The organism is Nocardiopsis sp. B62, from assembly GCF_018070675.1.
In the GTDB taxonomy this organism is placed as follows: Bacteria; Actinomycetota; Actinomycetes; order Streptosporangiales; family Streptosporangiaceae; genus Nocardiopsis; species Nocardiopsis prasina.
Genome location: NZ_JAGPXK010000008.1, coordinates 194,629 through 212,311 on the forward strand (window position 1 = coordinate 194,629; position 17,683 = coordinate 212,311).

The 17,683-nt window shown below is 73.2% G+C and carries 17 protein-coding genes; 6 read left to right on the forward strand and 11 right to left on the reverse strand.

Annotated features, from left to right (window positions below; all coding sequences use genetic code 11):
- Window positions 1-301: 301 nt before the first annotated feature.
- The 10 genes from KBX21_RS11870 to KBX21_RS11915 form a co-directional block, all read right to left on the reverse strand.
- A complete protein-coding gene (locus KBX21_RS11870) occupies window positions 302-3,151 on the reverse strand; it encodes a DEAD/DEAH box helicase family protein (protein WP_210841907.1) in 2,850 nt (949 codons plus the stop codon).
- A gap of 109 nt (window positions 3,152-3,260) precedes the next feature.
- Window positions 3,261-5,642: an ABC transporter permease gene (locus tag KBX21_RS11875; RefSeq protein WP_210841908.1), complete on the reverse strand. Its 2,382-nt coding sequence runs from the start codon at window positions 5,640-5,642 to the stop codon at window positions 3,261-3,263.
- Window positions 5,639-6,367, reverse strand: a complete 729-nt coding sequence (locus KBX21_RS11880) for an ABC transporter ATP-binding protein (RefSeq protein WP_210841909.1) — start codon at window positions 6,365-6,367, stop codon at window positions 5,639-5,641. The genes KBX21_RS11875 and KBX21_RS11880 overlap by 4 nt, the downstream gene beginning before the upstream one ends.
- Complete coding sequence (locus KBX21_RS11885) at window positions 6,364-6,891, reverse strand: PadR family transcriptional regulator (RefSeq protein ID WP_017545795.1); 528 nt, start codon at window positions 6,889-6,891, stop codon at window positions 6,364-6,366. Before KBX21_RS11885 ends, KBX21_RS11880 begins: the two co-directional genes overlap by 4 nt.
- A 346-nt stretch (window positions 6,892-7,237) precedes the next feature.
- Entirely contained in the window at window positions 7,238-7,699 is a 462-nt protein-coding gene (locus KBX21_RS11890; RefSeq protein ID WP_049578502.1) for a hypothetical protein, read from the reverse strand.
- A gap of 433 nt (window positions 7,700-8,132) precedes the next feature.
- Window positions 8,133-8,879 carry a hypothetical protein gene (locus KBX21_RS11895; RefSeq protein ID WP_049578504.1) on the reverse strand — a complete coding sequence of 249 codons (747 nt, stop codon included), beginning with the start codon at window positions 8,877-8,879 and terminating at the stop codon, window positions 8,133-8,135.
- A gap of 66 nt (window positions 8,880-8,945) precedes the next feature.
- Window positions 8,946-9,704, reverse strand: a complete 759-nt coding sequence (locus KBX21_RS11900) for a L,D-transpeptidase family protein (protein ID WP_049578506.1) — start codon at window positions 9,702-9,704, stop codon at window positions 8,946-8,948.
- 66 nt (window positions 9,705-9,770) lie between these two features.
- A complete protein-coding gene (locus tag KBX21_RS11905; protein WP_210841910.1) occupies window positions 9,771-11,015 on the reverse strand; it encodes a hypothetical protein in 1,245 nt (414 codons plus the stop codon).
- Window positions 11,016-11,168: 153 nt separating this feature from the next.
- The gene (locus KBX21_RS11910; protein WP_049578510.1) at window positions 11,169-11,735 is read right to left on the reverse strand and encodes a hypothetical protein; all 567 of its coding nucleotides are present in this window, start codon (window positions 11,733-11,735) and stop codon (window positions 11,169-11,171) included.
- Window positions 11,726-12,277: an RNA polymerase sigma factor gene (locus tag KBX21_RS11915; protein WP_210841911.1), complete on the reverse strand. Its 552-nt coding sequence runs from the start codon at window positions 12,275-12,277 to the stop codon at window positions 11,726-11,728. The genes KBX21_RS11910 and KBX21_RS11915 overlap by 10 nt, the downstream gene beginning before the upstream one ends.
- A gap of 212 nt (window positions 12,278-12,489) precedes the next feature.
- On the opposite strand from KBX21_RS11915, the gene KBX21_RS11920 reads away from it, so the two are divergent.
- From KBX21_RS11920 to KBX21_RS11935, 4 genes are read left to right on the forward strand one after another with little or no spacing between them, the layout of a single operon-like run.
- On the forward strand, window positions 12,490-13,002 hold the full coding sequence (locus KBX21_RS11920; RefSeq protein ID WP_210841939.1) for an Asp23/Gls24 family envelope stress response protein: 513 nt from the start codon (window positions 12,490-12,492) through the stop codon (window positions 13,000-13,002).
- 45 nt (window positions 13,003-13,047) lie between these two features.
- Window positions 13,048-13,239: a hypothetical protein gene (locus KBX21_RS11925; protein ID WP_049578515.1), complete on the forward strand. Its 192-nt coding sequence runs from the start codon at window positions 13,048-13,050 to the stop codon at window positions 13,237-13,239.
- Entirely contained in the window at window positions 13,233-13,889 is a 657-nt protein-coding gene (locus KBX21_RS11930; protein ID WP_210841912.1) for a DUF6286 domain-containing protein, read from the forward strand. Before KBX21_RS11925 ends, KBX21_RS11930 begins: the two co-directional genes overlap by 7 nt.
- A complete protein-coding gene (locus KBX21_RS11935; protein ID WP_210841913.1) occupies window positions 13,886-14,494 on the forward strand; it encodes a hypothetical protein in 609 nt (202 codons plus the stop codon). The genes KBX21_RS11930 and KBX21_RS11935 overlap by 4 nt, the downstream gene beginning before the upstream one ends.
- 122 nt (window positions 14,495-14,616) lie before the next feature.
- On the opposite strand, the gene KBX21_RS11940 is transcribed toward KBX21_RS11935, so the two are convergent.
- A complete protein-coding gene (locus KBX21_RS11940) occupies window positions 14,617-15,828 on the reverse strand; it encodes a DUF418 domain-containing protein (RefSeq protein WP_210841914.1) in 1,212 nt (403 codons plus the stop codon).
- Between the two features lie 206 nt (window positions 15,829-16,034).
- Between KBX21_RS11940 and KBX21_RS11945 the strand changes: the two genes are divergently transcribed.
- Both KBX21_RS11945 and KBX21_RS11950 read left to right on the forward strand, forming a co-directional pair.
- The gene (locus KBX21_RS11945; protein WP_049578524.1) at window positions 16,035-17,030 is read left to right on the forward strand and encodes a dihydroxyacetone kinase subunit DhaK; all 996 of its coding nucleotides are present in this window, start codon (window positions 16,035-16,037) and stop codon (window positions 17,028-17,030) included.
- Between the two features lie 11 nt (window positions 17,031-17,041).
- Window positions 17,042-17,650 (forward strand): DAK2 domain-containing protein, encoded by a 609-nt coding sequence (locus KBX21_RS11950; RefSeq protein WP_049578526.1) that lies wholly within the window; start codon window positions 17,042-17,044, stop codon window positions 17,648-17,650.
- The last annotated feature ends 33 nt before the right edge of the window (window positions 17,651-17,683 follow it).

Sequence of the window (17,683 nt, forward strand, 5' to 3'; positions counted from 1 at the left end):
TCCGGGCCGAACCGCCGGTGCCCTGTGGATGAAGCCGATGAAGTCCGCGGGTTCGGCAGGCTCGACCGGCACCCTGCTCCGTCCGAGCCTTCGTCGACCCGGAACAGCTGCCGGAGACCTCGGTGGCCACGACGAGCCCCGGCACGCCCGGGACCGGTGAGTCATCGGCGCTGATGAGGCTCGGCCACTCCGCGCCCCCGAACCGCCGGTGTCCTGTGGATGAAGCCGGTGAAGCCCGTGGGTTCGGCAGGCTCGACCGGCCTCCTGCTCCACCCGGACCCGCTCTCCGGCACCGCCCGTCTCACTCCCAGGCGAGACGGCGGGCCGTGGTCACCTCCAGGGGGGAGCCGCCGAAGTGGGCGGCGAGCAGGGCCCGCCCCTCGTCGGAGCGGGTGTGCACCACCGAGCCCCGGGACACCCACCGACACCACGCCCGCTCGAACGCGAGCGCGCCCTTCCGGTTACGGCCCAGGGCGGAGGGCACCGCGTGGAAGACCGGCACGGTCGTGTCCGTCGGCGTCACCCCGGAACCCTCACCGGTCCCGTCCCCCTCCTGGGCGGTGAGGACGTGCCGGGGGACCAGATAGCGCAGGTCGCCCACCAGCGGGCCCAGGGTCTCGTCGAGTGACTCGGCGAACAGCTCCGCCGAACCCGGGTCGGCGAGGGTGAACCGGTACACCCCGTCGGTGTCCACGTGGACGCGGACCCCCTCGGCGCCGGTGTCCGAGCGGCCCGCCCAGTGCAGCGCGTCGGCCACCGCGCACGCGTACCGCGAGGTCCCCACCGGTGCGCGGGCCAACGAGCGCACGCGAGCGGCCTCCCGCTCTCTGCGCAGGGTCTCCCGGCTGACCCGGAGGGAGTCGCGCCACCAGTGGACCAGGGCCGCCAGACCGAACCCGGCGGCCCCCGCGAGCAGCCCGAGCCCGAGGGGAGCGAACACCAGGCAGAGCGCGGCGATCGCGCCCGTGACGAGGGTGGGTGCCAGGTGCCGGGCGGGCGGTGTGTCGACCGGCTCCGGATGGATCCCCTGATCCCCCACCAGCACCTCGGGCGGCCCGGGAAGCGCCAGGTCCATGCCCGCCTCCGGGACCTCCACCGGCATCGTCCGCCCCTCGTCCACCCGGAGCGTGGGCAGCAGCACGTCCGCGTAACCCGTGCCCAGCCGCCACCGGGCCCGGGTTCCCTCGCGGTCGGCCGCGCGTCCGAGCATCCGGCGGTTGATCCGCAGCGGGTCCTCGGGCGGGTCGTACGGGGACAGTTCCGGGTCCACGTGCGCCACCCCGCTCATCACCCCGCCGTCGGCGCCCACTCCCAGGTAACCCTCGTGCTTGCGCACGAACCTGTTCCAGTCGGCGGCGCCGCGCGGGTGCCCGTGGCTCACGCACACCACCGTCCAGGTGTGCGCCACCTTCTCCGGCCACGCCGGGTCGAGGCGCAGCGCCCGTCCCCGGCTCTGAACGACCGCCGTGGGGGTGGTGGCGGTGGTCAGGTCCACCACGGTGTTCACTCCTCGCGCGTCCCACCCCTCACCGAGCAGTGCGCGCGTACCCACCAGCACCTGGCAGCCACCGGACTCCAGGAAACGCGTCACCACGCCCACCCACGTGCGGGAGGTCCACGCCCCCTCCACCGTGTGCAGGCCGTCGGTCTCGCGCAGGGTCAGGTCCACCCCGGGCAGCTCGGACCGGGCGAACTCCAGGAACGCGGCGCTCGTGCCCGGCCCGGTCGCCACGGTGCGGCCGGTGACCAGGACCGGGTCCAGGGCGCGGGTGCGCGGATCGGCGGCGAGCTGGCTGACCTGGAGCCAGGCCGACCCCGCGTCGTCGGAGAGCACGCCCCGGAGCGCGGCGGGGGAGCGGGCGGAGGCGCGTTCGTGGTCGCACAGGACCAGCGCGCGCAGCCGTGGGCCCACGGCGTCCTTCTCCGCGGCGAGGATCTCCACCGTGGCAAGGGACTTCGCGGCGCTCCGGGCCAGGACCCGGTCCACCGGTGAGGCGCCGCGACGGACACCGTTGCGTGTGAGGTGGTAGCCCACGGAGGGAAGAGCGGCGCGGACCCGGTCACGCGCCTCCCGGTCCCTCGCGGAGGACGGGTCCAGGCAGTGCCGGGCGTAGTCGCCGATCAGCGCCGTCCAGTCCTCGGCCTGCGGCGGGTGCCGGTGGCGTTCACGCACCCTCGCGCCCTCGGGCAGCGCGACCAGGCCCCGGTGGTGCAGGCGCAGCACGGCGTCGGTGAGCTCCGGTTCCCGCACGGCCAGGGCTCCCCAGTCCACACGGCCGCCCTCCCGGGCGTCCCGGGAGACGAAGCGCGCGTCCAGCCAGGGCAGGAAGTCGGTGGTGGCGAACCCGGGGGCGAGCAGGTCCGTGCACATCTCGTCGAACCTCGCCGCCTGCCCGGCCAGGTACTCGTGCTCGGTCAGCGTGGGTTCGGTGACGTGCACGAGTTCGGCGAACGGGGCCAGGTACCCGTCCCGGACCAGCGCGGGGATGGACGCCCCGGTCACGGGAGGGCCGAAGAGCCGGTCGACCAGGTCCTTCTCCGTCGCGGTGAGGCTCGCGGCGGGGGTCCCGGTCAGCCCGATCACGTGGGCGTCGGGGAGTTCGTCGAGGATCTCGGCGAGCAGGCGCCCCCACACCTGGAGGAGGTGGTGGCACTCGTCCAACAGGAGTGTGAGCGGACCGGCGCCGTGCAGGGCGTCCACCAGAGCCCGTCCGTTGGCGTGCAGTCGGTCGCGGACCGGGGTGGCCGAACGCCCCTCCTCGTCGGTCTCGGCGTCCGGGTCGAAAACGGCCAACGACTGGTAGGTGAGCACGTTGACGGCGTGCCCGAGGTCCCGTTCGCTTCCGGCGGTGCGGCCCTCGGGCCGGTCGAACCCCTCCCAGTGCCGGATCCACTGCCCCTGGATGGCGGTGTTGGGGACCAGGACCACGGTCCGGCGGCCCAGGCGGCGGGCGGCCTCCAGGCCGACGAGGGTCTTGCCGGAGCCGGGAGGGAGCACGATCCAGGTCCTTCGGGCCCCGTCCGACCAGCGCCGGTCCACCTTCGCGAGCGCCTCGCGCTGGTAGGGGCGCAGCTCGCCGGGCCAGGCGGCGCCACTCAGCGGTGCGGTGTCCGGTGCTGGCCCGCTCTCGGGCTCCCCGGTCTGTGACATCGCCCCAGCCTAGCCAGGGCGGTCCGGTGCGCCCCCGCCGGGCCCGAGCCGGACGGTGGGTCCGGGTCGGACGGTGGGCCCGCCGTCGCGGGCGGACCCACCGCGTCCCTCACTCCGAGCGCAGCCCCTCCGGGCGCATCGTGCGCAGCAGAGCGGGGATCGCCAACAGGGTGGTCAGGAACGCCACCCCCACGCCCGCGCCCACGATGACCAGGGTGTCGATCGGGGTGAAGGCCAGGGGGATCCCCGCCACCCGTTGCACCAGGAGGCCGAGCGCGGTCCCGACCGTCGCGGCCAGGGCGACGCCCAGGAGCACGGGCAGCGTGGTCTGCCACAGGACCGAGGCCACCAGCGTGCTCCGCCGCGTGCCGAAGGCGGTGAGGACCGCGTGCACCCTCCTGCGTTCGCGGACCTGCTCGACCGTGCCCACCACCAGTCCGGCGGCGATGACCGCCAGAGAGGCCAGGGCGCCAGCGATGAGCGCGTCACGCATGTTGATCATGGCTGAGTAGGTGGCGCTGAGCATGGGGAAGTCCACACGTGACGTCGGATCCAGAGCCACGACCGCGAACCTGAGCTCATCCTCCATCTCCGGGACGGACGGGTCGACTCGGATCCAGACCGAACTCCGTGTCGCGATCTCCCCTGGCAGCACGGCGGCCTCGGGGGTGGCGAGGACGACGTCCCGTGCCGTGTGCCCCCAGGTGTGCCAGGGGTGTTCGACCAGCGGTCCCTCGAACTCGGTGAGCCGGGGCACCGTCCACGCGCTCTCGGCCCTCTCGTCTTTGGGCCGGACCGTGACCGTGTCACCGGCCGCCAACCCCGGCACCCCGCTGAAGGCGTCCCCGGGGGAGCACTCCGGCAGGTCGGCCATCTGCCGCAGAGCGGCGCAGTCGGCGACGTGCACGACGACGTCGGCACCGCTGTCGGCGACGCCCCACACCGTACTGAAGGCCACGGCCTCCTCCACCCCGGGGACCTCCGACACAGCGGCGACGGGGTCGTTGTCGGCCGGAGGCATCATCAGGTCCGCCTGGATCTGGAACCCGGACCCCCCGAACTCGTCCTCCGCGTACGCCTGCGTGCGGGTCTCCGCCCGCACCACCGTCGACTCCGCCCAGGCGTTCGCGAACAGGCTCTGCAACGCGATGGCGCCCGCGACGGTCACGATGATCCCGCTGACCGCGCGCGTGGGGCCGCCGCCCGCCGCCCCGAGACGGCGCAGGGCCAGCTGGAGGGAGAGGGGGCCGCCCGAGGCGCGTCCGAAGACACGTTCCACCAACCAGGGCAGTGCGGCGGTCGTGCCGAACAGGACGGCCAGGAGCCCGATCGACACCAGGGGCAGCCACGCGGCCCCGGTCAGGCCGAGACGCCTGGTCATCTCGAAGTCCATGCTCAGGACGATGAGGACGACCCCGAGCACGAGCAGCAGCAGACGCCACCACAGCCTGGGGCTCGGCCGTTCGGCGCGGCGCACCGTGCCGAGCGGATCGACCACCACACCCTTCATGGAACCGAGTACCACCCACAGGGAGAGCATCGGGACCCCGACCAGGACCAGGAGCGCGAGCAGGGGCTGGGGTGTCACGTCGGCGGTGAAGAGTCCCGAGGACACCGAGACCGACTCCACGATCGGGCGCCCCAGGAAGAAGATCCCCGTTCCCAGAGCCAGGCCGAGCGCGACCCCGGGCAGGGTCTCACCGGCCGCGATGCGCCGGGTGGCCCGCCGGTCGGCGCCCATGAGCCGCAGCGCGGCCAGGCGGCGGTCCCGCTGCTCGCCACCGAAGCGCACGGCCGCGCCCAGGAACACCACGACCGGGGTGAGCATGACGACCACGCCCACCACGCCGATCAGCAGGATGACCGGTCCCTCCAGGACGGCACGGGGTTCGCCGCCGTACTCGGTGACGCGGATGCCGGCGTTCTCCAGGGAGAGGCCCGCGCTGCCGAGGTAGAAGGCCAGCTCGCCAGGGCCCATGAGGCCCTCGGGTCCGATCTCCCCGACGACGGTGTGGTGGCCGAACCCCTGGAGGAGGGCCTTCGCCTCGGGATCGCCGAGGAGGTCGGCCAGAGCGGGGGAGAGCACGATCTCGCCGTGGCCGGGGATCTCGGCCAACCCCGGCGGGAGCGGGGGGTTGGACCCCTCGGCGCGCACCACCCGCCCGTGGATGTCCCGCCCGTCGTACTGGGTGTCCGCGAGGCCGACCAGCAGGGTGTCGTCGCCAGCGGGGGGTTCCGGGTAAAGGGCCACCTGGTAGTCCATGCGGTCAGCGTGCCGTTGGGCCAGGTTGTCCAGGATGGTCGGCAGGGACGCGGCGAGGAGGAGGGCGGCGGTGGCCACGCCGACCCCGATCGCCGTCAGCACGGTCCGCAGGACCACCTCCCGGCCGCCGCGCAGGGACAGTTGCGCACCCAGCGAGAGGTCTCCGAGGATGGAGGGGCGGTCCCTCTCCGTGTCGCTCCCGCGGGGGGAGCGCTCACGCGGGCTCATCCCAGCCCTCCGACGTCCCGGGTGCGGCCGTCCCGGCACACGACCTCGCGGTCCGCGTAGGCGGCCACCCGGGGTTCGTGGGTCACCACGACGACGGCCGCCCCGCTCTCCCGGGCGGCGTCGGTGAGCATGCGGATCACCCGTTCCCCGTTCAGGGAGTCGAGGGCGCCGGTGGGTTCGTCGGCGAACACCACGCGTGGGCCGGTGATGAGGGCCCGGGCCACCGCGACCCGTTGTCCCTCACCGCCCGAGCACTCGCCGGGGGTCCTGCTCGCCAGCTCGCCCACGTCCAGTCGGTCCAGCCACTGCGCGGCCGTACGTTCGGCCCGGCGTCGCGAGCTGCCGCCCAGCCTCAGGGGGAGGGCGACGTTCTCCAGGCAGGAGAGTTCGGGGACGAGCTGGCCGAACTGGAAGAGGAAGCCGAACTCGGAGCGGCGCAGGGAGCTGAGCCGGGTGTCCGAGGTGTTCGCCAGGTCCCGCCCGTCGTACTCGATCCCCCCTTCGTCCGGGCGCACCACGCCGGCCAGGCAGTGCAGGAGGGTGGACTTCCCGGAGCCGGAGGGGCCCATGATCGCCACGATCTCACCCGGGTACAGGCTCAGGGAGGCGTCCTCCAGGGCCCTGGTGAGACCGAAGGACTTGCGTAGTCCCGACGCCACGAGCAGGGGTTTCCCGGCAGGCCCGGGGAGCTGGTCGGGGAGGGGGTGGGGGGTGGGAGGGGTCATCGACCGCGCACCTCCCCGGCGAGGTCGTTCAGTCGGGCGGCGGTGAGTTCGAGCCAGCGCAGGTCGGCTTCGAGGTGGAACAGCGCGTGGTCGCAGATGAGCTGGTCGGAGAGGTCCCCGCCGGTCTTGCGGCGGGTGAGTTCGCGCATCTGGCGCAGGTGCTCGGCGCGTTGCACGTCGAGGATCTGATCGGCCGGTCGGCCGGTGAGGAGGGCCAGCACGACCTTGGTGTACAGGGTGCTCTGGAGGTAGGGCTCAGGGGTCTCCGGCTGGGTGAGCCACTGCTCGACGTCGGTGACCCCGGCTTCGGTCACGGTGTACCGCTTGCGTTCGGGTCCGGCGCCGGGCTCGACGGCGTCCACCTCCACGAGCCCGTTCTTGAGGAGACGCGAGAGGGTCGCGTAGACCTGCCCGTAGGCCAGGGGCCGTTTGGTGGCGAAGCGCTCGTCGTAGGCGCGCTTGAGGTCGTATCCGTGCTGGGGGCGGGTTTCCAGCAGCCCCAGGAGAGTCTGGCCGAGTGACATGGGTCGACTATACACACGAGGTATACATGGCATGTATAGAGGCCGAGGCGGCTGCACGGTCCAGGGGGGCGGGAGGGGCGGCCCGGAGGCAGGGTGCGGATTCCGGTCACCGGAACGGAGGCTGGCCGGGGGGATCACCGGTGCGGGTGGTGTTGCCCAGGGGACAACGCGCCTGGGCGGTGGTGCGTGAGGCCACGACGGGGTTCCGTGAGCCGGAGGCGTTCCGGAGGCGCCAGTGCGTGCGGCGTCGGCGGTGTCGGCCGGGCGTCACCGGTTCGGGCACGCGGGCAGGGGCCAACGGCCCGGCGCGCGAGTAGGGGCCGCGGGCCGGGAAGCCGCCCGGCCGTCAGTGCTGGTGCTGCTCGTCCTGTCTCGCGACGCGCTGGGCGTCCTCCTCGGCGCGGGCGGCGCGGCGCAGACGATGCCAGGAGGTGGCCCAGCGCAGGCGCTCGCCCTCGTCGGTGCCCACACAGGCGGTGACGAAGGCCATCAGGAACACGTACCCGGGCAGACCGGTGCCCTCCAGCGCACGCTGGAACTTGGCGGCGCTGACCACGCCGCCGCACTTGTACTCCAACTCCAGGTACGACCAGCCGCCAGCCCAGGAGAGGTAGCGGCGCATGGTGAGGAGGAACTCGGCGGGGGTCCGCGCGTCCATGGGGTTGGGGCGCCGCTCGGGATCGGGGCGCACGCTCTCGACGGGCTCGATGGGGAGGGTCATGTCCTCGGAGGGGACGCGGTCCAGCCAACCGGTCCGGTGCGGTGCGCGGTTGGGTCCGGTCGGTTCGAGGAGTCCCGGGACACTCACACGGTCTCCTTTTCGGCGGTCGGTGGCGACGGCCTGGGTCATGGAAAAGACTCTCCAGTACCCGTGGGTCACGGGTACGGGCAAGGGGGTCAAAGAGAGCCGACCTTCTGACGGTGCGTTGTGGCGGGAACGCTCACTGGCCGGTTGCAGGGAATCTACCCGAAGAAGACGAAACGCGAAAGCGACCGGCGCTCGGGTCCGTGCGAGGCGTACGTCTCTTTTTCGAGGTGAGGGCCTCAAGGTGCGGTGTTCCGTTGGGAAGTTCTCTCAGAAAACGGATTCCCGGTGATCGGTGGCCCCATTACAAACGTCAGCAATGCCGGGAACATTCTTTTCCCAGTTCACTCGGGCACCACTGGGAAATGATCTTTCATTTCTGACAGATTCGGCGGCCGGAACTCCCACTTTCGGGTGTCCGTAACCCGGCGAGCGGTCAGGGGGTCCACCAGAGGGCGGTGGCGTCGTCCCGGACCTTGCCTCTCGGGAACCGTTGGCCGGAGGGGTCGGCCGCCTCCAGCTCCCGGACCCGGTTCACCAGTGCGGCGGGCCCTCGGTGCCGGACCAGCTCGAACGCGCCCTCCCAGGGCAGGTCCCCGAACACCTCCACGGCGCGGCCTGCTCCGTCGGTCATCGCCAGGAAGGGGCTCAGGGGAGCCGTCCCGACCACGGCCTCCTCGGCGGCGCGGGGGTCGGCGCCCGCCGTCCAGAAGCCGCCCGTGACGTTGCGCCAGGCGCGGATGGCCTGCCCGGGACCCACCCGGGGCCTCAGGTCGTCGAGCCGCGTGTCAGCGATCAGCCGGACCCCGCCGTCGGCCTCGGTGAGCAGCACGGCGTCCGACAGCACCAGGTACTCCAGGTGGTCCGCCTCGATCCGGACCGCCGCGACCGTGGCCGAGGGAGTCTCCTGGAGGCCGAGGTCGCAGGTCCCCTCGTGCAGGGACGACACGGTGGTGATCGCCTCCGCCAGCGCCTCACGCGGGGCGGCGCCCTCGTCGAGCGCGGCCAGCAGCAGGGACCCGAGGCGCCGGGTGTGCCAGGAGACCCCGTGCGAGCAGCCGTCGTCCAGATCGGTGGGGGCGCTCACCCCGTCGAGCAGCACCGCGACCGTGGCGGTCGCGGCGGCGAAGTCCTCGTTCGGGCGGTCGGGGCGCCCGGGCGCGGTGGCGATGTGGAAGGGCACGAGCCCCCTCCTACCCGCGACAGGCGGGCCGACACGGCCCGGGGGCAGGAGGGGGCGGGGTTTCGGTCAGCGCACGACCACGGTGTCGTACACGTCCATGTGGCCCTGCTCCCACAGCCAGTCCATGGCGGCCAGGCTCACTCGGGCGCAACCCTTGGAGGCGGGCTGGGCCGGAACGCTGGGGTACCCGTGCACGGCGATGCCGCCGTTGAAGTACTTGGGCCGGTACAGCGCGCCGTAGGGCCCCGGGTCCCAGGAGTCGACGTCACGGAAGACCGAGTACTCACCCGTGGGCGTGGTGGCGATCCGCTCGGAACCGTCGGAGCCCTCGTAGGGCTGGCCGGAGCCGGTGGACGTGTGGATGACCTTCTCGACCTCGCCGCTGACGACCACCAGCAACAGCTGGCGTTCGAGGTCGATCTCCACGGCCGTGCCCGCGCTCGTGGCGGACGGCACCGTGCCCTCCTCCAAAGCGGCGCGGGTGGCGGGGCCGACGAGACCGTCGCGGTCGATCCCGGCGGCCTTCTGGAGCGCGATCACGGCGTGCTCGGTGTGCGGTCCGAACTCGCCGTCCACGCCGTCGATCCAGTAACCGAGTGCGGACAGTCTTTCCTGGAGGGCGTTCACCTGGGCGCCGGAGTCACCCTTGCGAAGGTCGGTCGTCACGTCCGCGGCGGAGGACGCCGAGGCGGTGGGGGTGGTCGGGACGGCGTGCGCGGGGCTGGCGAGCAGCGCCGAGCCCACCGCCAGGGCGCAGGCCGCCCCGAGGGTGAGGGTCGTGGTGCGGACTGTGTTCCTTGCGAAGTGTGATCGGGGGGAAACCATAGGTTCCATTTACCCACAACTCCGCCGCCGTCCCGGATTCGGGGCGGCGGACGTCCCCGCGGCGGGTCACTCGAAGCGTGAGCTGCGCACCGGTCCGGAGGTCGACACGGGCAGACGCGGCCCCCGCGCCCAGTGGTCCGCGACGGCCGCGGCGAAGGTCGGCAGCGCGGCGTCCCGGTCCTCGGTCCCGGCGGCGACGACCCGATCGGCCAGCTCCTCCTCGGGTGACTCGTCGGCGGGGACCTGCTCCACCTCGCCGTCCACCACCCGGAGGTGGTCGCCCCACGGGGGCATGACGTTCTGGTGCAGCAGGGAGACGACGTCGGCGGTGGCGCCGGGCGGCGAGGTCCAGCAGGAGGCGTGCTCGAACAGGATCTGTCCGGGCGCGCGGGGCACCAGCGCGCGCAGCAGGTCCGGATCCGAGTCGGTGAGGTCGTAGGCGACCACCAGGGCGTCCGAGCGCTCCGGGTCCACCGGGACCACGGGCAGGTCCAACAACCGGGCGGCGGCCAGTCCGAGGACACGGCTGGAGCGGTCCGGCAGCGGCATGACAGCGTCCGGTCGGCTCCCCGTGGCCTCCAGCACCGTGGCCAGGTCACGGATCCCGGTCCGGCACGCGTCGTAGGAGTCGCCGAGGTGGGCGTACCGGCCGTTCATGCCTTCGTCCAACCCGTGCGGGGAGATCTGCCCGAGGATCGCCCCGGTCAGAGCGAACTGCCATCCGCGCAGGTCACGGTCGCCCAGGGGGCCCGCCGCCCGGGCGGCACCGGCGCGCTCCACCATGCGGGTGATCCGGTCGTGTGCCAGGTCCCAGCCGTCGTCCTCGGGCGTGGACAGGCGGGCGAGGACCTCCTGTGCGGTCTCCACGTCCCCGGAGCACAGGGCGTTGTAGGCGAGCAGGTAGCCGCCCGGCCAGTCCGGTAGGCCGTCCTCCCAGGCTCGCAGCTCGCGGACCGCGTCGCCGTGCCGCTCCTGGTCCTCCAGGGCCGAGACCAGTTCCCACAGGGCGGGGGCGGCGGAGGGGGCGAGCCGACGTGCCGCGCGCAGGGCCGGGACCGCCAGGTGCGGGGCGCCGACCTCCAGGCACTCGAAGCCGAAGTCGTAGCAGGCCTGGGCGCTGCCGGGATCCGCCCGCAGCGCCCCGGAGACGGTCGAGAGGTCGTCGAGGCCCAGGCCGTCGGCGACCGCCGAGGTGAACTCGGCCAGGTCCCCCAGCGGCAGGTCGTCCGACGCGTTCCTCAGCGAGCGCACGGCCGCAGGGGCGTCTCCCGCCTCCAACAGCTTCCAGGCGCCGGGGAGTGCCGATGTCATGGGTGGTGCCCTTCGCTCCGGGGACGGTCCCCGCCCGGACCTGGTGCGGTCGGCTGCGGGGAGGGTGGCGACGCCGGTCCCGACCCTACAAGCACCCCGTGCCGGACGCCGCCCCTCGTGGGGACGCCCAGGTGGGTGGCTGGGGCGGCCCGTTCAGGGGAGGTCGATCACGTCGGTCACGTCGATGTCGATCCGCGCCACCCGCAGGCCCAGCCGGTCCTCGACGAAGGTGCTCATGTCGCGGCGGGCCCTCGCGGTGGCGTCGGGGATGACGGTTCCGGTCAGGACCCGGGCGGTGGCGGTGACGACCAGACCCTCCGGGGTGTCCTCGATCCGGCAGCGGCCCAGGAGCAGCCCTCCGGCCGGGTCCACCCGGGCGCGCAGCATCGCGGAGACCGCCGAGTGGCGGACGCGTGTGTCCCCGGGGGTGCCGCCCGAACCGGTGTCGGGCAGTCGGAGCGTGCCGCGTGAACGCCCCTCGGCGCGCACCACGCTCATGACGTCGTCGAGGAGACCGGGCGGCGCGGTGACCTCCCGGTCGTCGTCCAGCGCGGCGTCGAGGGCCGAGAGCAGGGGCCGGAACTCGTCGGCGGCCGCCCGGCAGTGCGGACAGGTCCGCTCGTGCGCGGTGACGGTTCCCGCCCTGAGGTGCTCCAGGAGCGTGTCGGCGGAGGTGCCGCAGGGCAGCTGTTCGTGGTCGTCGGACGGGTCTACCGCCATGGTTCGAGCGCCTCCACGAGATGGGTACGCGCGCGGTGGATGCGCCCGCGTACGGCGGTCGGGGTCGTGTCGACGATCTCCGCTATCTCCTCATATCCCAATCCTTCCATCTCTCGGAGAACCCAGCAGATCCGCTGTGGGGGTGGCAGCCCGGACAACGCCTCGCGCAGGGCCTCGTGGAGGTCGGTGGCCAGAGCGCTGTCGGCGGGGCCGGCGCCGCGTTCCCTCAGCCCCTTGTGGTCCTCCTCTGCGGGGTCCTCGGGGCGGCGGGCGCGCAGGGCGTTCAGCGCGAGGCGGCCGACCATCCGGTACAGCCAGGCGGGGAACGCCTTCGGGTCCCGGAGGTCGGGCAACCTGCGCCAGGCCGTGATGAGGGCCTCCTGCGCGGCGTCCCTGGCCTCGGCGGCGTCGCCGAGGGTGCGCAGAGCGATGCGGTAGACGGCGTCCTGGTGGCGGCGCACCAGGATCTCGAAGGCGCGGTCGTCGCCGTCCTGTGCCCGTTCCACGAGCACGCTCTCCGGTAGTGCGGTGTCCGTGTGCATCTGCGGAGTCCAGCTCCCGAACCGGTCGACTACCTGTCGTCAGAAGTTGACCACATTACGCAAGAACGCGGCCGTGGCCAGTGTGCCTCAGGTCACAATGATTTTCGCGTGAGCCCACGCCCCCCAGCCGTGTCCTCCACATGACGGCCCGAACACAGCACGACGGGAAGGGCCGCACCGACACCGTCCAGACCGACTCACAGGAGCACCACATGGCAGCCAAGGACCCCAACACCGCCCGCGCCGACATCCACGAGGCCCCCACCCCGGCCGTCCTGGACACCACCTCGTCCGGCCGCACCGACCGCAGCCCCGAGCGCTCCGGCGACAACGGCCGCACCGACATCGCCGACCACGTCGTCGCCAAGATCGCCGGGATGGCCGCCCGCGAGGTGCGCGGCGTCCACCAGATGGGCGGGGGAGCGGCCCGCGCCTTCGACGCCGTCCGCGAGCGGATCCCCGGCTCCACCTCCACCAACGCCGCTGCCCGCGGCGTGTCCGTCGAGGTCGGCCAGACCCAGGCGGCCGTCGACATCAACCTGGTCGTCGAGTACGGAATCTCCATCCCCGACCTCGCCGGGGTGGTGCGCCGCAACGTCACCGCGGGCGTGGAGCGCATGACCGGCCTGGAGGTCACCGAGGTCAACGTGACCGTCGACGACATCCACCTGCCGGACGACGAGACCACCGCCCAGGAGTCCCCGTCCGAGCCGCGCGTCCGCTGACGCCGCTCCCCCCATCGCAGTCACAGCACCTAAGGAGCACGAACGATGTGGTCGATCGTCGGACTGGCCTACGGGTCCTTCCTCGGCCTGGTGGCCTACTTCGGCGGGTTCGGAGCCTTCCTCCTCGTCCTGCTCCTCGGAGCGGTCGGGTTCCTGGCCGGGCGCGCCTACGCGGGGGAGACGGACCTGTCACCCCTCTTCTCCCGTGAGCGCTCGGGTGGGGACGCGCGATGGTGAGCGCCCCGTTGAGCGTCCCGGTGATCGATCCGGAGGCGGGCGGCCCGGCGGGTGTCCGCCCGGCCGCCCCCGGGCCCGACGCACGCGCCGCCCGCCGAGTAGCGGTCCGCACCTTCCGGCCCCGGCGGTCCACCGCCGCCGTCCTGGTCAGTTCCGTCACGGCGCTGGTCGCCGGGGTGGCCGCCGCCGAGGTGATCGCCGCGCTGGTTGGTAGTCCGCTCCGGATCCTGCCGCTGGAACGGGTCGCCGAGCCGACCGCAGGCGTCCACTGGGACGGCCCGGAGATGCTCGCCGCCTCGGCGGTCACCGCCGTCGTCGGCCTCTTCCTGCTGCTCACCGCGCTCGTCCCAGGGAAGGGCAGCCACATGGTGCTGCGCACCGACGACCGTGACCTGGTCGTCGGCCTGTCCCGGCGAGGGCTGCGCCACCTGGCCGAGACCACCGCCCGGGAGGTGGCCGGGGTCACCGGCGCGCACGCCCGGGTCCGGCGCCGAACCGTCCGGATCACCGCACGCGTCCCCACGCCGGTCGACCCCGGGCTGCGGGCACGGGTGGAGGACCGGGTCCGCGGCCGACTGCTCGAACTCGACCCCACCGGGCCGGTGCGCGTGCGCGCCAGGCTCCGGAGGGTGGAAGGAGGCCTCCGGTGAGGCGCTACCCGCACCGTTCGGCACGCCGGACCGCCCGGGGGAACCGGCAGGGCCTGGCCCTGGTCGGCGTGGTGCTGACGTCGGTGGGGGCCGTGGTCCCCCTGCTCGTGTACGGGCCCTTCGACTCCCTTCCGTCGGGTGTGGCCGGGGAGACGCTCGGATCGGTGGTCGGACGACTCTCCCCCCATCTGTCCGCGCCGTGGGTTCCGTACGCGGCCGCCGCGCTGGCTGTGGTGGTGACGGTGTTGTCCCTGCGGTGGCTGCTCGTCCAGGGGCGCACCGCGCGGGTGTCCTCGCTCCGCCTCGACGAGGGGGACCGGGGACGCACCGACGTCGCGGCCCGCGCCGCCTGCTCCGCCCTGGCCAGGGAGATCGGCGGCTACGCGGGGGTGCGCCGGGGGCGGGCCCAGCTGACCGAGTCCCCCAACGAACCCTGTCTGCACCTGGACCTCGTCCTGGCCGAGGACGCCGACCCTGTCGCCGTCTGGCGACGGTGCCGCGACGAGGCCCTCGTCAGACTGCGGCTCTCCCTGGGCCTGGAACGGCTGCCCACGGTGCTGCGGGTCTCGGTCTCCGGGCAGCCCTCCGGCCGCGAACTCGCCTGAACCGGCCGCGAACTCGCCTGAACCCGCCGCGCACGCGTGCGGGATCAGGCTGAGCGACGGGGGTGGTGTGGGCCCCGGGTCACTGGGGAGGACCCGGTGCGGCCCCCACCCCCGTCCGAATCTCAGCCGTCTCTTCTGACCGGCTCGTCGCGCGCGGCTTCGCGGGCTCTCCGCCCGCCGTACACGCAGCGGCGCATCAGCTGGTCGAGCGGACCCGGCCGGTTCCGGACCTCCAGCCAGGCCGCCAGCACCAGGCTGACCGACCACGCCAGAGCCGCCGCCAGCAGTGCGCCGAAGGGACCCGCCTGGGTACCCAGACCGACCAGGTCCGGGTGGAGCATCACCGCGACCAGCACGGAGTTCAGGATGTAGAAGGTCAGCGAGCGCTGGCCCATCGCGGCGACCGCCCCGGCCAGCGGGCCCTTCCGGCGTTCCAGCCGGGTGCCCCACAGGGCGAAGAGCGCCGCGTAACCGGCGCCGCCGAGCACTCCGCTGAGCACCTGGAGGCCCATGTACAGCCCCTCGGTGAGTGTCCCCGGGGAGAGCACGCCCTGCACGGTCAGCGCGACGGGCAGCGCGCCCAGCACGGAGACCGAGGTGCACACGACCGCCACCCGGGTGAGGAAGCCCCGGTGCGCTTCGGGGTCGTCCAGCAGACCGGCCCGACCGGCCCGGTAGCCCAGCACCACCAGGATCAGCAGGGGGAAGGCGATGGCGATGAACACCGGCCCGAACGGCAGGAAGACCAGCCGCTCGAACCAGTCCCCGGCGGTGAGGTAGCCGGGAACGAGCGCGTAGTCGTCGGCGGCCGAACCGTCCGCCATGACCATGCCGACCATCCCGATCGGCACCGTGACCACGTAGAACACCGCGAACACCACGGCCGCGCGCACGATGGCCCGGTTGGAGCGCAGCAGCAGCCACCCGGTGACCAGCGCCGCCAGCCCGTACGAGGTGAGGATCTCGCCGGGGAAGACGAGGAACGCGTGGACGAAGCCGAACAGCAGCAGGAAGCCGCCGCGCCGCCGCAGCAGACGCCGGACCTCCCGCTCAGGTGTGCCCCTGTCCAGCTGCCGGGAGACCATCCAGGCCATCCCGTAGCCGAAGAGGATCGCGAACATCGGGAAGGCCCGGTTGTCCAGGAACAGGGTGGTGAGCAGCGAGGCCGCCCGGTCCTGGAGCGGGTACCCCACGACGTCCGTGCCGAACCCGGCCCCGACGTACACCCCCGCGTAGGCCATCGCGATGAGCAGGAGCATGGCGCCGCGTGCCAGGTCCGGGGCCAGCCTGCGCGGGGCCCTCGGAGGGAGCCCGCCCTCCGTTGCTGCCGACATGTCGGTTCTTCCCCTCTGTTTGGTGTCACGCCCCCTCTGTTGCCGCCACCTCTGGGAGCCTGGTGGCAGTCTCCGCCAGCCGGTCGGTGCGGGACATCGGCCGACCGGCCAGCCGATCGGCCAGAACTGGGTAGGCAGGAGGTGGGACGCGGCGCGCCTCGGGGCGCGCGGTGCCCGGCCGAGGGATCCCAGAACCAGGAGGCGGCATGAGCCGGTTCTTCATGAACGAACGCGAGACCCTGGTCGAACAGGCGTTGGAGGGGCTGGTCGAGGCCCACGGCGGACTGGTCGACGTCCATACCGACCCCCTCTTCGTCACCCGGCGCACGCCCGCCAGGGGCAAGGTCGCCCTGCTGTCCGGAGGGGGCTCGGGTCACGAACCCCTGCACACCGGATTCGTGGGGACGGGGATGCTCGACGCCGCCGTGCCCGGCGACGTGTTCGCCAGCCCCACCGCGCTCCAGGTGCGCGCCGCCATCCGGGCCGTGGACGCTGGCGAGGGCACCGTGATGGTCGTCAAGAACTACACCGGCGACGTCCTCAACTTCTCGATCGCCGCCGAACTCCTGGCCGAGACCCACCGGGTCGAGCAGGTGCTGGTCGACGACGACCTCGCCACCCAGAGGGAGGACGACGGCGGCCCCGGACGCCGGGGCACGGCGGCCGTGGTGGCGGTGGAGAAGATCTGCGGTGCGGCGGCCGAGGCCGGGGCGCCCGTCACCGCGGTGAAGGCGCTCGGCCAGGACGTGGTGGCGCGTTCGGCGACGCTCAGCGTGGCTTTCGAGGCCTGCACCAACCCGATGACCGGGAAGCGCTCCTTCGAGCTGGAGCCCGGCCGGATGGAGTTCGGCGTGGGCATCCACGGCGAACGCGGCATCGAGACCCGCACCGCCCCCGAGGCCGCCGCACTGGTGGAGAGCCTGGTCGGGCCCCTCGTCGAGTCGGTGGGGATCGGGCGGGGCGACCGGGTCCTGGCGATCGTCAACGGGCTCGGCGCCACCCACGGCCTGGAGCTGGGCGTGGCGGCCCGTGAGACCCGCAGGGTGCTCGACGGACTGGGTGTGACCATCGCGCGGTCGCTCGTGGGGCCGTACGTCACTTCACTGGACATGAAGGGGCTGTCGATCACGCTCACCGCGCTGACCGACGACCTCGCGAAGCTCTGGGACGCGCCGGTGCGGACCCCCGCGCTGGCCTGGTGAGAGGAACGACCATGCCCGAGAACGAACTCACCGGTGCGGACGCCAGGGCCTGGCTGCTGGCCTTCGCCGACCGGATCGACTCCGACTCCGACGAGCTGACCGAACTCGACAGGCAGGCCGGGGACGGCGACTTCGGCTGGAACATCGGCTCCGCCCTGAAGCGGGCCCGCGCCAACCTGCACGGGGACGATCCGGCCGGGGTCTTCCAGTCCGTCTCCGACACCTTCCTGGCCTCCGGCGGCACCAGCGGCCCGCTCTTCGGTCTCTGGTTCGGACGGCTCGGCGCGGGGCCCTCCGCGCCCTGGACCGTTCCGGACCTGGCCGGTGCCTTCGAGACCGCCACCGGCGCCGTTCGGCGCCTGGGCAGGGCGGAGGTGGGACACAAGACCATGGTCGACGCGATGGTGCCCGCCACGGAGGCCCTCGCCGCCACGCGGGCCACCTCCTGGCGTGAGGCCCTCGGTGAGGCCGCCGAGGCCGCGCGGGCCGGGGCGGACTCCACCAGCGGGATGGTCGCCCACCGGGGGCGCGCCAGCTACCTGGGGGAACGGGCCCAGGAGGTCCTCGACCCCGGGGCCGTCTCCATCGCCTGGTTCTTCGAGGCGGCCGACGGGATCTGATCCGGACGCCCTCCCGGCGCCCGGCCTCCGGGA